We start from the raw sequence: 15,381 nt of genomic DNA on the forward strand, positions 1-15,381 counted from the left end.
TCCATTTTCAAAGTAGTTGAATATTTAGTCATGAAAAAAGTGCTCCTAATAGTCAGATTAATGTCTAACTATTATGGAGCACTTCAAATTTGGGGGTCATATCATTAAGTGAACTGCTTTACTAATTATTTATTCTAAACCAACTTTTTTAAAGATTTCATCAACATGACGCAAATGGTAATGATAATCAAATGCATCACTTACATCATCTTCTGAAAGATAGTTCATGATTGGACTGCTTTCAACTAATTTTCTAAAGGAAATTCCTTCGTTCCAAGATCTTGTGGTTAACTTCTGAACCATATCATAAGCATCTTCACGAGAAAGACCTGCTTCATCAATTAATTTTAAAAGCAAGCGCTGTGAATAAATCAGACCATAAGTTTTATCCATGTTCTTAAGCATGGTTTCTGGAAAAACATCAAGGTTAGTCAAAATGCGGTTAAAACGATCAAGCATATAATCAATACCAATTGTAGTATCAGGTAAAATTACACGTTCAGCACTGGAATGGGAAATATCGCGTTCATGCCAAAGTGATACATCTTCATAAGCAGTTATAATATGACCCCGTAAAACCCGTGCCATTCCGCAAAGATTTTCTGAGCCAATAGGATTACGTTTGTGAGGCATTGCTGAAGAACCTTTTTGCCCTGCACGGAAATGCTCTTCTACTTCGTGAATTTCAGAACGTTGCAAACTTCTAATTTCGGTTGCCCAATTTTCAATACTTGTGGCTATTAACGCCAAAGTAGCAATATATTCAGCATGCAAATCACGCGGCAATACTTGACTGGTAATTGGCTGCTGAGTTAAGCCTAGCTGTTTTAAGACACTGGTTTCAACAGCTGGCGGTACGTTAGCAAAAGTCCCAACGGCTCCGGAAATTTTTCCTGATTCTGCTCCTTTTGCTGCATGTTCAAAGCGTTCAATATCACGATTAATTTCCGCATACCAGCGAGCTAGTTTTAAGCCAAAAGTAGTGGGTTCAGCTTGCACACCATGCGTGCGCCCCATTTCCACCGTATTTTTATATTTACGTGCTTTTTCAGCAATCGTCTTTTTTAGTTCGTGCAGATCTTGAAGAATAATCTCATCTGCCTGTTTTAAGATATATCCTTGTGCCGTATCAACAACATCCGTCGAAGTCAGACCAAAGTGTACCCACTTTTTCTCAGGTCCAAGGCTTTCAGAAACTGTTCGTGTAAAAGCAACCACGTCATGATGAGTTACCTGCTCCAATTCTGCCACCCGCTCTGGCGTGAAGCTGGCATTTTGAGCAATTTTAGCAGCATCTTCTTTTGGGACTTCGCCTAATTCACTCCAGGCATTGGTAGCGGCAATTTCTACTTTTAGCCATGCTTCATATTTATTTTCATCAGACCATATTTTACCCATTTCAGGGCGAGTATAACGTTCCAGCATAAATTACATTTCCCACGGATTTTGTAAAACAATCGTTTGTTCACGATCAGGGCCAACCGAAACAGTAACTAAAGGTATGCCTACAAGTTCTGAAACACGGTTTAAAAACTTCTGTGCGTTTTCTGGCAAATCAGACCAAGTCTTAGCACCTGTGATATCTTCTTTCCAAGCAGGTAATTCTTCGTAAACAGGTTGGCAGCGGTCTAATTCTTTTAGACTTGCAGGATAGTAATCAATTTTCTGACCATCAAGTTCATAAGCAGTTGCAATTTTAATAGTGTCAAAACCGCTAAAAATATCAAGCAAGTTAAGACTTAAACCATTGATGCCAGAAACGCGTTTGGCGTGACGTAAAGCAACTGAATCAAACCAGCCCACGCGCCGAGGACGACCGGTAACTGTGCCATATTCATGAGCAGTTTCGCGAATACGGTCACCAGTTTCATCTAGTAATTCAGTAGGAAAAGGACCAGCACCAACACGGGTGGTATAAGCTTTGCAGACACCGATGACACTTTTTACCCGATTAGCACCAACACCGATACCGCTGGCAATTCCACCTGAAATTGTATTTGACGAAGTAACAAATGGATATGTTCCCTCATCTATATCAAGCATAATTCCTTGTGCCCCTTCAAATAATACCTTTTTATCATTATCCAAAGCATCATTAACTAACACTGAAGTGTCTGTGACGTATTTCTTCATTTTTTGACCATATTCAAAGTATTTGTCAAAAATATCTTCAAATTTCAGTGCCGGCTTGCCGTAAATTTTAGTAAATACTTCGTTTTTTTGCTCTAAATTAGCGCGTAATTTTGCTTCAAAAGTGTCTTTTTCAAGGAGATCACAAACACGAATACCAATTCTGGACGCTTTATCCATGTAAGCAGGTCCAATACCGTTTTTAGTAGTACCAATTTTTTGATCGCCTTTTGCTTCTTCTTGGTATTCATCTTGCTTGATATGATAAGGCATAATGATGTGAGCTCGATTAGAGATCTTCAATTTACTGGTATCAATACCCTTTTCAGCCAGGGTTTCTAATTCACTAAATAAAACCTCAGGATTAATAACTACGCCATTACCAATTACGGCCCCTTCTTTTGACGCAAAAATACCTGACGGAATTAAACGCATTTTAAAATCTTGACCATTTATTTCAATAGTATGGCCAGCATTATTACCACCATTTGAACGAACAGTATAAGCAGCTTCATTACTCAAAAAATCAGTAATTTTGCCCTTTCCTTCGTCGCCCCATTGGCTACCAACGACTGCAACTGCTGTCATATTTATTCACCTCATTAAATTTCTACAAATATCACGTAAATAGTCTAGCAATTTACCATTCTTTAGTCAAATTTAAATGCGAATTATTATGGTGGTTATATTTTTAATAGTTCGATTTTTATATTGACAAAAAAAGCATTTTTGATTATAGTTACTTCGTTTGTAAAGATATTTATTTAGGAGCCGATTTACTTATGAGCAATTATTTCAGTATGGAAGCATTTGATTATGATGATATCCAGCTTGTTCCGAATAAAGGGATCATTAAGAGCCGTCATGATGCAGATACCAGTGTTAAGTTCGGAAACCGAACATTTAAAATACCAGTCGTACCTGCCAACATGGAAAGCGTAATTAACGATGACTTGGCGGTTTGGCTGGCCCAAAAAGGCTACTATTATGTCATGCACCGCTTTCAACCTGAAAAGCGTTTCGCTTTTATCAAGATGATGCATGAAAAAGGTCTATTTGCTTCTATATCTGTTGGTATTAAAAAAGGCGAATATGATTTTATCGATCAGCTAGTTGCTGAAAACATTAAGCCTGAATATATCACGATTGATGTAGCTCATGGGCATTCTATCTATGTTATTGATATGATTAAATACATCAAAGAAAAATTGCCAGATACTTTTTTAACAGCAGGCAATATTGCGACTCCGGAAGCAGTTCGTGAATTAGAGGGTGCAGGAGCAGACGCCACAAAAGTTGGTGTTGGTCCTGGCCGCGCATGTATTACCAAGCTTAAAACCGGTTTTGGCACCGGTGGCTGGCAACTCGCCGCTTTAAGAATGTGCAGCAAAGTAGCAAGCAAACCACTGATTGCTGATGGCGGCATCCGTTATAACGGCGATATAGCGAAGTCAATTCGTTTTGGCGCTACAATGGTTATGATTGGCTCAATGCTTGCAGGGCATGAAGAGTCACCTGGTAATGTAATCAAAATTAACGGTAAAACATATAAGCAATATTGGGGGTCAGCTTCGGAAGTCCAAAAAGGAGCTTATCGAAACGTTGAGGGTAAACAGATGCTCGTTCCCTATCGTGGTCATATTGCCGATACCTTAAGAGAGATGCAGGAAGATCTGCAGTCCTCAATTTCATATGCCGGGGGCAGAGATCTTAGTTCAATTAAATTAGTTGATTATGTGATCGTTAAAAATACAATTATGAATGGCGACAAATAAGCAGTTCAAGTTTTTATCCCCAAATCATTGACAAATATGGTAATAATTTGCATTTTCCGTTAAAATAATGTTATCCCAGTTCTGTAGGTAGTCAGCGCTGGGATTTTTTGTGTTCAAAATATAAAAGGTTTTGTATCTTTATCAAAGGCTGTTTTGACTTGCCTAAATCTGAAAGCAGAGCTTATATATTTTCAATTATGTGGCTTGTATTTCTTTATTTATGTTTTTTTATCCTCTTTAAAGTGTTACACGAAGTACAGAAAGCGTATAATTTGTTTGTAGTAAAGTTGAATTTTTTATAGAGGTAATAAAAAATGAAATTTAAAAAAGTGATTATGTTGGTAGCCACCTTGATAGGTATTGGCACGATTGGCAATTTTATTAATACGCCAAGTAATGTGCAAGCCAAGCAAACCCAGGCTGTTTTCCTAAAAGCTGGCGTGGGACATGGTACTCATACAATCCCAAGACAAAGAAAATCGATAAGATGACTTTCACTAAAACAAAACAAATTTATTACGAAAATGGTCACCAGTATCCTAAATTGTTAAAAGCTAAACCTAAGGTTATGCCTAAACCAAGTAAAAAAACAAGATCTTGGGTTTATTTATCAAATAAAATGACTCAAAAAGGCTATACTTGGACTGGAGTTGGCATTTGGGGTTACCCTGACGAAGGTACACTTGATTGGTATAATGTTGCTAAATTAGCTGGTAATAAAGTTTTAAGTTATGCAGAATATCAGAATGTTTATTGGTATGTAGATAGTCACTGGTATCAGACAGCTAAACTTGCAAAAAAGTTAAAAGATCACAAATATCCAAATTACGACTTTATTATTGGCGGCGATGACTTATAAATTTATCCGGATATTTTTAAAGGGAATAAATAATGAAGAAAAAATCAGTTGTTAAATTTATTGCTACTATTTTTGTGCTATTGACTGGCCTTATTCTATTTTCACCTAAAAGCGTTAGTGCATCTGCTATAACAATTAAAGCAGCTTTTGATAAAAAATATTATAACGTTAATTCTACTAAAAAGGCTTATGGTAATTGGGTAGGAAATGTTACTTTTTTTACTCGTCATCTAAAAGTTAACACGGGGAAGCCAACGTTCTTTACTCCAAGCATATATGTTGTTAATAAAAAGGCGACGGGACTTTCTGCTAAAGAAGATGGTATTTACATAAATAACATCGACCACAAAAAGTTTGTACATGGTCGTGTTTATTTAATGCGATTTCGCTTTAATCTCTCTCACCTTAAGCCAGGGAAAAAATATCGTTTTAAAAATGACATGCACTTCAATAGCCCACATTATGCTAAATATCGGTGGTTTACTCAGAAGGCTTCACGCAAAGGCAATCTTTCCAATAGTACCCACCTTCCTCAAGTAGACCTGTATGTCAACTGTGGCGCCAAGAAATCCTTTTTGAAAAAGGTAATGCATAATAATAAAAAGATCGTTAATTCGAAAATTAAATTATATTAATTTAATAATTTTTTGGCTAATAAGTTTTATTATTTTATGAAGGGAGAAGCAATGAAGAAAAAGAGTTTTATTGTAATAATTGCCAGTATTTTAATATTACTAGGTACTGGTTCATTTAGTAGTCCGCAACCAGTATCTGCTGCTAAACATCAAATATTTGTGTCTAGTAAAACATATGTCTACGATCACAAGGGTAAAAAAACAACAAAAGTATATAAAAAGAGCAAGAGTCTTTATTATACTTCTATTAAAAAGATTAAAGGCTATAAATATTATCGTATCGGTAAAAATAAATACATTCACTACTATGATGGTTTACCGCTCAATATAGTCAAAACACCAAAAAATAGGCCTGCTAAAAACGGGGCAAGTTTGATGGATTTTATGGCAAATGATACTTCGCTAACTACTGCCCAAAGACAGGAAGCACAAAAAGCAGCCACTTTACTCAGAACAGGCAAGATTGATAGTCAAGCGCAAAAAGGTGCACCATCATGGTTCAATACTTATGTCAAGTTAGGTTGCAAAGATGATGCTACCAGCAACGTTAATATTAAAGCTTCTCTTCAGAGTCTTGCTAATGCAAACAAGGAAAGAACTAAAGCTGGAGTTGGTGCGCTAAAGATTTCTCCAACTTCTACAGCAATTTCAATGATTGATGCAGATTATCAAAAACAGGGTTCCTTAAATCATCCGGGCTTTTACGGCTATCATTTCAACCTGGAAAATCTTTCTGCCGGTGCTGAGCCAATTAGCAACTGGATGACTGAAAAAGTAGCCTGGGAATGGAACGTAAAGAAAAGCCCTAGCCTAGCGCCCTATGAGTTCACTCCTAATTGGGAAGACCCTGTATATAATCAGGCCGTTTTAGGAACAAACGGTTATAGAATGGCAGGACACTATACCAATTTATTAAATAAGGGACATCGCGTAATGGGCATGGCTCACATGACTCAAACTCCTTATGGTGCTGCTGATGCTTTTAACGCAACTAGTGAAGGTGAAGATGGCGCAATTACTTTGGCTCAATATAAGGCTATAGTAAAAGAATGGTTAAAGAAATAAACATCTTCACTTCTTAAGTATGAAAAAATCTGTTAGTTTATATTGTGAAATCTCACAATATCTGACTAGCAGATTTTTTAGTCATTATTTAATTAATTTTTTCACTCTCTACTTAATTTCTTCAAAAAGTGGAATCTTTTTCTGACTTTTGACTTCAAATAGACCCTTATCTGAAATTTTAATGGTTGGTGAAACCAGTAAAGACAAAGTAGAAAATGACATAATCTCGTTAGGATTTTTATACCCTAGTTCCTGCAATGTTTTGCGCACCTTGCCTATTTCTGTGCCTAAAACAGACATCGGTTGGTCACTGGCAACGCCGCCAATAGCTAATTTTGCATTGGCAACTATTTTATCACCCTTTGCTGCGATATAGCCGCCCTGCTGTTCAACCAGTTGATTCTGAATCTTGAGCATTGCGGTAGTATTCGTACCCATGATCATTATGTTGTGGTGATCATGAGCCCAAGTCGCTCCTACCGCACCGTCTTTTATAATACCACGGTCAACGAAGCCAAGACTATAATGTCCGCTGCCGCTATAACGGTCCTGCACCATAATCAGTGCTAAACCGGCTTTCTGCCATTGAACTATGTGATCTTTTACCTCGAGTTTTTCTTGAATATGGTTAGTAAAAGTACCCACAGGATTAAGTTGAATAATATTTGCCAATACTTCTCCGTTTGCGACTAAATTTGTTTTAACCACAAAGTCATCAGGTAATAATTTAGGCGCATTAACCGAGTGACGCAACTCTGGCAAAAATTGGTAACCTGTCTGCTCTTTGATATCTGCGGCATTAATCCCATTTTTATAAACAGCCGTGATTGACAAATCCTGCAGATCATCTAGGATAACAAAATCAGCTACTCGGCCAGGAGCAATTGCACCTCTATCCCATAATCCCATATGGCGAGCCGGTGTATAGGTAGCTATGTAAATTGCTTCTTCTGGTGTCATCCCCATTTTGATTGCTTTTTTCACCAAATAATTCAAGTGACCGTGAAGCAGAGTGTCAGGCATAGAATCATCAGTCACCAGGGCAACATGTTCAAAGTAGTTATTCTTAATAATCGTGTCAATTACTTCCTGCAGCATTGATTTTAGTTGCACCTCAACAAACATGCCATTAGGAACTTTCTCATTAACTAAGGCAGCTGTCTGTTCCGTATGGTCAGTGGTAACTCCAGCATAGATAACTTTAGCCAGATCTTCACCAGCATATGCCGGCACATGACCTTCAAGAGGCATTGTAGGTTTTTCCTCACGACAAACTTTGATAATGTCTTTGATCAAGGTTTTATGCGGAGAAGTCATATCCTTAAAGTTCATTACTTCGCCTAAACAAATAAAGCGCGAATCTTTAAGCAGTTCTTGTACTTCTTTCATGCCAATTTTGCCACCTGTCGTTTCCATATCCGGATTCGTTGATGGAACTGAAGATGGAATGCCAAAGAAAATATCAATTGGTGACGGCTCTGCAATGAAATTTTTTAGTCCCTTGATACCAGCAACATTTGTTACTTCATGATCGTCAGCAATAATCGTTGTTGTACCGTATTTTAAAATTGTTTGTCCCATAATCGCAGGAGTAGTCATGGATGAATCAATATGCATGTGGGCATCAACAAATCCTGGGATTAGATACTTACCCTTGAGATTAATTGTCTTTTTAGCCCTAATTCCTGGTAAATCCTGGTTAACCCAATAGAATTTGCCATTTTTGACTGTAACTTGAGTATCAACAAATTTACGTAAAAAAACATTAAAAACATGGCCATTTTTTATTAAAAGATCAACTTGTGTCATTTTTCTCCCCCATAAACAACGAAAGAGTTGAAATATTCCAACCCTTCATTTTTAAATTACTATTTACCGATTCATAATTTTATTCCATTGATTAACCCATGAAGACAAATGACTATTAACATAGAAGAAATTCATGCTCTTTGCGCGTTTTGCCACATCCCCATAAGTCTTATTAGCGGCTTCAGCCGGTGTTAACTTAACTTGCGTGTTAACTGGGGCGTTATTAAGTGATTTTGCACTGGCACATCTCTTTTGAATAGCTTCACTTAGTCTAAAATTAATATACTTATATGCAGCATCTGTATTCTTGCTATTCTTTAAAATGGCAACAACGTTGCTGTTAGAATATGTGCCTGATGCTGGAACAATGTATTTAAGGCCTGGATTAGTAGCCTGCAACATGCTGATAGCATAGTCACCAACAACGGCCACACTGATTTCACCTGTTTTGAACATATTGGTTAAATCTGAACTTTGGTCGTATGTCTTAACCACATTAGGCTTCAATTCTTTCATAGCCTTGAAAGCCGCCTTACCACCATCGCTTGGGACATCGACTTTAGCATGGCGACCCGCAATATACAGCATTGCAGGACCAAAAGTTGTTACGATATCAGGAATTGCAATCTTGCCTTTTAACTTTTTAGACCACAGTTGATCCCATTCTGTAATATGAACTTTTTTAGGATTATAAATTATACCTACGCTGTTAACAGTGTAAGGGACGGTACCTGTGTCTTTAGCCAGCTTTTGTTCACTACTGGATAAATATTTAAAATCTTTGATTTTAGAAAAATCTACTTTTTTATACAACTTCTTTTTCGTACCCGCATAAGCATTCTTTTGTGCCACTTCAATCACGTCAACTGAAGAATTAGGATTATGCTCAATTTGGGTTAAGCTCGTAGTTGTATCTGCAGCAAATTGTGCGGAAACTTTAACGTTATTTTTCTTGGCAAAAGGATTGAGTACATCTGATCTCATTTGCTTAGTCAAGATGCCGAACGTAGAAACAACTAACTTGCCACCGTTTGCTTTAGAAGAACAAGCTGAAGTAGCAATAGCTGCTCCCGCAACAATTAAACTTGCTGCCATTAAACATACTTTTTTAATTTTCATAATAGACCTTTCCGAAAATCATACTTGCCTTATTAATGAAGACAAGTTCTTTTTTGATAATTATTGGTTCATAATTTTATTCCATTGACTGATCCATGAAGGCATCTGCTTGTTCACGTAATAAAAGTCAATAGTTTTTGCTCTTTGTGCGATCGCACCATATGTTTTATTGGCAGCTTCAGCAGCAGTCAATTTTACTTGTGAATTAACCGGTGCATTATTAAGAGATTTTGCACTGGCGACTTTCTTTTGGTTAGCTTCACTTATACGAAAGTCAATATACTTATATGCCGCTTGAGTATTCTTACTGTTTTTCAAAATTGCAATATTATCGTAGTTAGCATATGTTCCTGAAGCTGGTACCAGATACTTCAAACTAGGATTAGTGGCCTGCAGCATGCTGATTGAAAAATCACCTACAACCGCTGCGGTAATTTCTCCCGTTTTAAACATATTGCTTAAATCTGAACTTTGAGAATATGTTTTAACAACGTTCGGCTTTAACTGTTTTAACGCTTTGAAGGCAGCCTTGCCATCATCCTTGGTTACGCTGACTTTAGCATGATCCCCTGCCACATAAAGCATTGCGGGACCAAAAGTTGTTACAATATCAGGAATTGCAATCTTGCCCTTTAAGTTCTTAGACCACAGGTCATCCCAACTTTTAATGTGTACCTTTTTCGGATTATAAATAATGCCAAAACTGTTAACAGTATACGGAACAGTATTAGTGTCTTTTGCCAGCTTTTGCTGGTCAGCGGATAAATACTTGAAGTTCTTGAGTTTGGAGAAATCCAATTTTTTAAAGAGTTTCTTTTTGGCTCCTGTAATTGCATTGTTTTGTGCCAATTCAATGACATCTACAGGTGAATTAGAATTGTGCTCAATCTGCGTTAGGCGAGTAGAACTGTCCCCAAACTGTGTAGACACCTTAACATTGTTTTTCTTAGCATATGGATCAAGCACGTCCGAGCGCATCTGCTTAGTTGCTAAGCCAAAAGTAGAAACCGTCAGCTTACCGCTGCCAGCATTAGACGAGCAAGCTGAAGTTGCCAAAGTTGTGCCGGCAATGATAAAACTAGCTGCTAACAAACAAGCTTTTTTAAATTTCATAACAAAACCTTTCTAAAGAATGATTATTCTGATAACGGATGAAGATGTTTAGCAGGAAGAGTTAGCGTTACTTCTTCTCCTGAGCTGCGCATCTTTTGCCGTGCTTCCTCAACTTGAAAATCCCCAATGGCTGAATGAATAGCATACTTAAAACTTTGTCCTAAATATTCACGACTCATGATTGTACCGGCAAATGTATTTTCAGAAGCATCTGCTAAATTCAAGTGGATGTTTTCCGGACGAATAGTCAGCACTTTTGCATCTTGATTTGGTTCAACCGTATTCAAAACTGTTTCGCCTACTTTGATATGATGCTCATCCTGACGATTAGCAGCAGTGACAGTAATAAAATTGTCATAGCCAATAAAACGGGCAACATATTCTGTCCGAGGATGATGAAAAATATTTTGTGGCGTATCAAACTGATCAATGCGTCCCTGTTTCATAATTAAAACCTTGTCAGAAATTGCAAAACATTCTTGCTGATCATGTGTTACAAACAGCACTGTCATTTTAAGTTTTTGCTGCAAGTCACGAATTTCTTCACGCATCTTCAGTCGCAATTTTGCATCAAGATTGCTTAATGGCTCATCCATTAGTAGCAATTCAGGATTGGTAACCAGAGCCCTTGCTAACGAAACTCTTTGTTGCTGCCCTCCGGAAAGCTGTGCTGGAAATTGCTTAGCCAGTTGACTTAAGCCGGTAGTTGCCAGCATTTCAGTCACTCTTTTCTTGATGGCACTTTTGTCAAGCTTGCGCATTTTCAGTCCAAAAGCAACGTTATCAAAAACATTCATATGGGGAAAAAGTGCGTAACTTTGAAAAACCATCCCGAAATTTCTCTTATAAACAGGTACTTTAGTAATATCTTTACCGTTAACTAAAACTTGTCCTGCAGTTTCTGGAATTAAACCGGCAATAATTCTAAGTGTTGTTGTTTTGCCACAGCCAGAAGGACCGAGAATTGAAACCAGCTCTCCGTTATTGACAGCAAAAGATATATCTTTTAAAACTTTAGTTTTGCCATCGTATGATTTTGCTAAATTTTGAACTTCTAAATTTGCCACTGCACTACTCCTCTACTTTGTAATATTTTTAATACCAATTGCTTTTTCAACCAAGAACATCATTAGTGCCGTAAAGATCATTAACAGCACAGAAATTGCTGATACAGTAGGGTCATAATTATTTTGCAAATAATTCAAAATTGCCGGTGGCAACATTGTAAGAGAAGGTCCGTTCATGAATAAAGAAACCGGAATGTTGTTGAAGGAATTGATAAAGCACATCATAAACGCAGCAATGATACTGGCTTTGATATTAGGTAAAACAATCAGAAAAAATCCTTTTTTACGAGAACAGCCACAAATCCAACCCGCTTCTTCGATATGACTGTCCATTAGCAGCATGCTGGCTGTAATTAAGCGAATGACATATGGTAAACAAAGCAGAAAATGTCCGACAATCAAGCCGATAAATACCGGAATTCTCATAGTAATGACTGCAGCTTGATAGAGTGCAAACCCAATAACAATTTCAGGAATTAAAGTTGGACTGAGGAAAAACGACTGAAACCAAGCGGCATGATGAATGTTGTAACGCGTCAAAGCGTAGACTGCAGGGATGCCAATTACTAAAGCCGATATGCTTGCAATCAAAGCAACAATTAGACTTGATTCAAAACCTGAAATAAAATCAGGCTGTTGGAAAATATTGCTATACCAAGAAAGGGTAAAGCCGGTAATTGGTAATGAAATTGAGCTTTGCGTATTAAAGGATGTAATTACGACTAAAATCAATGGCAACATGATTAAAGCCAAAATAATAATCGAAATCACCGTCAGAGTTTTATTTTTACGATCAAGCATTAATTGGCCTCCGATCTAAATGATGGCTAAGTCTTCTCATAAGCCACATTGAAAGAGCAGAAATAACAATTAAAATTAGTGAGATAACGCTGGCATTTTGCCAATTGCCCAACGTCATTGCTTGCTGATAAATCAAAGTCGCCATTACCAGATGGCGGTTGCCACCAAGAATTTCTGGGGTAGTATAGGCTGTCATTGTTCCGGCAAACACTAAAATGCAGCCAGTTAAAATGCCAGTAGTTAATTGAGGAATGATCACCTTAAATAATGTTCGCCAAGGACTGGAACCAAGAACGGCTGCAGCTTCTTCAATCTCCACATTTAATTCAGCCACGCTGCCAATTAATGAATTAATCATAATTGGTAAAAACAAGTAAACTGAACCAATAATAATAGAAGTATTAGTGTAAAGAATATTTAGCGGTGACTTAATTAGATGCAATGCCAGCAAAGTTTTATTGACGATTCCATCATGTCCCAAAATAATAATCCAGGCAAAGTTTCTTACAACTGCATTGGTTAACATGGGAAAAAGGATTAGCAAATTTAGTATTTGTCTAACTACTGTTTTTTGTCTTCCTATCCAGATAGAAATAGGCACTCCAAGGATCAAAACAACAATCACCGTTACAATTGCTATTAGAAAACTACGTCCAATGACTGCCCAATTAAAAGAACTTTTTAAAAATTGCGCGTAAAGTGAAAAGAAGCCACTTTTACTTTGGAATGTTGGTATTGCAATTTGAATTAAAGGGAAAAAAGTGAATACCAATACTCCCAAGAATGCAGGAATTAACAACCATACTGCTGTTTTGCGATTCATATATTACCTCCGCTTTGTATATTAGGTTATCTAATTTTTAATCTGCTGTCAACATCAAATACGAATAAAATTTATACTTGTTCATCAAATAGTTTGTATTTATTAGCAAATGAAAGTGCTTAATATTAACATACGCGTATAATTATAATTAATACGAACATTAAGCAAAAAACTCTTTTAAACTGAATAATTCAGTTTAAAAGAGTTAATTTTTATATTCCAAAGTAAATTATTATTAATGCCTTAATTACCTGTTAACAGTAATATTAAAGTATTGCTGCAATTCAGAGTCACCATTTTTAATTTCTAATAAACCTTTACTAAGATCGAGAACTATAATTTGTAAACTAAAAACCTTATGCTTATTTAACATCACCGGTTGTTTAAATTTAAAAACAAAATAATGTTTATTAACTTGGTGAGGACCCAAAAGTGTGAGATACATATTATATGGATAAGCATGATACCCTTCACTTAAAAGTAGTGCCTCAACATATCTAATAAAATTAGGTTGATATTTTGGCAAAATATTTAATTGAGTGATTAGATGGTCAGCTATTTTTTCTTGGATTCTTCCATTCAAACTTCCTATTGTAATTATTACTGGCTGTTTAAAATAATTGGCTATTGAACCAATTTTTCGCTTGGTCGATAATATTCTTTGCCATAAAGCCATTCTCAGACGATCATCAGAAAAGAAAGAAAAGGTTATTTTAGGAATGGGGATATTTTTAAGCCTGGATTTAATCTTTGAAGAAACTAATAAATAATCAAAATTAGCATAATCGATATTCTTTAATTCATACGAATAAACAAAAGTATAATTAGCATTATATTTAGCTAAATTAAGTTTGCCAATTAAATGACTACTTGCTAATTTACCATAGTCGTTTACAACTAAAAAGTTGGTGGGAAAATAGCTATTTTGTTTCTGGTGAATTTTACTGTATAGACCCAAAATAATTTCATTGAAGAGGCTGTCATTTAACTCCATTTGATCATAATCAGAGCAACAATTATATAAAGCCACAGTTAAGGAGCTGGTGGCAAAAAGTTTATGAGCCACATTTTCTGTGCTTAGCTCTCTATTGTAGAAAACAAAATTATATTTTTTTTTGAGATATCTAATAAAGAAGCCTCGATAAATGTAAGAAGCAATATCAGATTTTTTATCAATGTATAAAGAAAATTGTTCTGTAAGAGATTCCGAGATTTGTTTAGTTTGAAGATATACTTGCTGCGAAAAAGTTTTTAGTATTTTAAGATCAGGTATTTGATCAATTTCCGCATTAATTAATAAAAACAAGGCTAAATATAGCTCTTCTTTTATATTATTTTTAATTAGCTCTTTTGCAATTAAGAATGCTTTTGACCGCATCAATTCAACTTTAATGCTTTGATTTATTTTTAAGTTAATGTCTGGACGTAATTTATAAATAAGCAGGTATTTTGTTACTTGTTTAAAGCCATCATCTGTCAACGGAAAATCATATTTATGAACTAATTGGCATATACTTTGGCTCTTTTGCAATAAATTATCTTTAGTGACTCCATATTCAGAAAAAGCATATTCGGGCAACAACGAATCTTCTTGATCAAAATTATAAACGTCAAATAAATCGACTAAACATGAGCGAATTGCACCAAATTTTCCTATTATTTTCATACCATAGTATGGAACAGACTTTATTTTTAAGTTATAAATTCTAAAGAAATTCTTCACATCACGCATGTCCTTATTAATAGTTGCAATACTAAAATTTAGCCTGCTTGCGAGTTGATCAATTTTAGTGAAGTTTGGGCTTGCACAAAGGAATCTGCAGATTTTAGCAATTCGTAATTTATTATGAAATAAGTGGTTAAATTTAAGATTTAAATATTCCGAACAATTTTGCTTTAATAATTTCAGCCATTCATTTTCTGCTAAAGAATAGTCAAGTAAATAGCCTTTAGCTCTTTGACTAACAATTCTGATATCATGTCCTGCATTAAGCAAAGTTTTATTAATTTGCGCAAATTCAGTATTCAATGTTCGTGCGGAAATTCCGCTTTTCTTTTTTAATTCGGAAATAGTAAGTAAATCATTGTTTAAAAAAAGATTTAGCAAATTAATTTCGCGAAAAGTTAAATTTAACATTGTTTTACAAACTCACCTTTTTAGACAATCTTAATGCTTACTTTAACT

14 protein-coding genes are annotated in these 15,381 nt (G+C 35.9%); 5 read left to right on the plus strand and 9 right to left on the minus strand.

The genetic code is table 11. The features are described 5' to 3' along the window. Positions 1-129: 129 nt before the first annotated feature. Positions 130-1,425, minus strand: a complete 1,296-nt coding sequence (gene purB, locus LACWKB10_RS02370; RefSeq protein ID WP_034978345.1) for an adenylosuccinate lyase — start codon at positions 1,423-1,425, stop codon at positions 130-132. A 3-nt stretch (positions 1,426-1,428) separates the two neighbouring features. Then, positions 1,429-2,718 carry an adenylosuccinate synthase gene (locus LACWKB10_RS02375; protein WP_034978348.1) on the minus strand — a complete coding sequence of 430 codons (1,290 nt, stop codon included), beginning with the start codon at positions 2,716-2,718 and terminating at the stop codon, positions 1,429-1,431. Positions 2,719-2,912: 194 nt separating this feature from the next. On the opposite strand from LACWKB10_RS02375, the gene LACWKB10_RS02380 reads away from it, so the two are divergent. From LACWKB10_RS02380 to LACWKB10_RS09960, 5 genes are all read left to right on the plus strand, one after another. After that, positions 2,913-3,905 (plus strand): GMP reductase, encoded by a 993-nt coding sequence (locus LACWKB10_RS02380; RefSeq protein WP_034978351.1) that lies wholly within the window; start codon positions 2,913-2,915, stop codon positions 3,903-3,905. 314 nt (positions 3,906-4,219) lie between these two features. Beyond that, complete coding sequence (locus LACWKB10_RS10175) at positions 4,220-4,396, plus strand: hypothetical protein (protein ID WP_161779302.1); 177 nt, start codon at positions 4,220-4,222, stop codon at positions 4,394-4,396. Beyond that, complete coding sequence (locus tag LACWKB10_RS02385; protein WP_034978355.1) at positions 4,393-4,764, plus strand: hypothetical protein; 372 nt, start codon at positions 4,393-4,395, stop codon at positions 4,762-4,764. Before LACWKB10_RS10175 ends, LACWKB10_RS02385 begins: the two co-directional genes overlap by 4 nt. Before the next feature lie 32 nt (positions 4,765-4,796). Beyond that, complete coding sequence (locus LACWKB10_RS02390) at positions 4,797-5,399, plus strand: hypothetical protein (protein WP_034978358.1); 603 nt, start codon at positions 4,797-4,799, stop codon at positions 5,397-5,399. A gap of 51 nt (positions 5,400-5,450) precedes the next feature. Next, a complete protein-coding gene (locus LACWKB10_RS09960; RefSeq protein WP_034978361.1) occupies positions 5,451-6,464 on the plus strand; it encodes an SLAP domain-containing protein in 1,014 nt (337 codons plus the stop codon). A gap of 108 nt (positions 6,465-6,572) precedes the next feature. Here LACWKB10_RS09960 and LACWKB10_RS02400 read toward each other — a convergent pair whose 3' ends face one another. The 7 genes from LACWKB10_RS02400 to LACWKB10_RS02430 form a co-directional block, all read right to left on the minus strand. Then, a complete protein-coding gene (locus LACWKB10_RS02400) occupies positions 6,573-8,273 on the minus strand; it encodes an adenine deaminase C-terminal domain-containing protein (RefSeq protein WP_034978364.1) in 1,701 nt (566 codons plus the stop codon). 63 nt (positions 8,274-8,336) lie between these two features. Next, on the minus strand, positions 8,337-9,392 hold the full coding sequence (locus LACWKB10_RS02405) for an ABC transporter substrate-binding protein (protein WP_034978367.1): 1,056 nt from the start codon (positions 9,390-9,392) through the stop codon (positions 8,337-8,339). A gap of 60 nt (positions 9,393-9,452) precedes the next feature. After that, positions 9,453-10,505: a PotD/PotF family extracellular solute-binding protein gene (locus LACWKB10_RS02410; protein WP_034978370.1), complete on the minus strand. Its 1,053-nt coding sequence runs from the start codon at positions 10,503-10,505 to the stop codon at positions 9,453-9,455. A gap of 23 nt (positions 10,506-10,528) precedes the next feature. Beyond that, positions 10,529-11,572: an ABC transporter ATP-binding protein gene (locus LACWKB10_RS02415; protein WP_034978373.1), complete on the minus strand. Its 1,044-nt coding sequence runs from the start codon at positions 11,570-11,572 to the stop codon at positions 10,529-10,531. A gap of 12 nt (positions 11,573-11,584) precedes the next feature. Next, the gene (locus tag LACWKB10_RS02420; protein ID WP_034978376.1) at positions 11,585-12,373 is read right to left on the minus strand and encodes an ABC transporter permease; all 789 of its coding nucleotides are present in this window, start codon (positions 12,371-12,373) and stop codon (positions 11,585-11,587) included. Beyond that, positions 12,366-13,196 (minus strand): ABC transporter permease, encoded by an 831-nt coding sequence (locus LACWKB10_RS02425; protein WP_034978378.1) that lies wholly within the window; start codon positions 13,194-13,196, stop codon positions 12,366-12,368. Before LACWKB10_RS02425 ends, LACWKB10_RS02420 begins: the two co-directional genes overlap by 8 nt. Before the next feature lie 247 nt (positions 13,197-13,443). Beyond that, positions 13,444-15,333 carry a helix-turn-helix domain-containing protein gene (locus LACWKB10_RS02430; RefSeq protein ID WP_034978381.1) on the minus strand — a complete coding sequence of 630 codons (1,890 nt, stop codon included), beginning with the start codon at positions 15,331-15,333 and terminating at the stop codon, positions 13,444-13,446. Positions 15,334-15,381: the final 48 nt, after the last annotated feature.

Source organism: Lactobacillus sp. wkB10 (assembly GCF_000760615.1).
Taxonomy (GTDB): Bacteria; Bacillota; Bacilli; order Lactobacillales; family Lactobacillaceae; genus Lactobacillus; species Lactobacillus huangpiensis.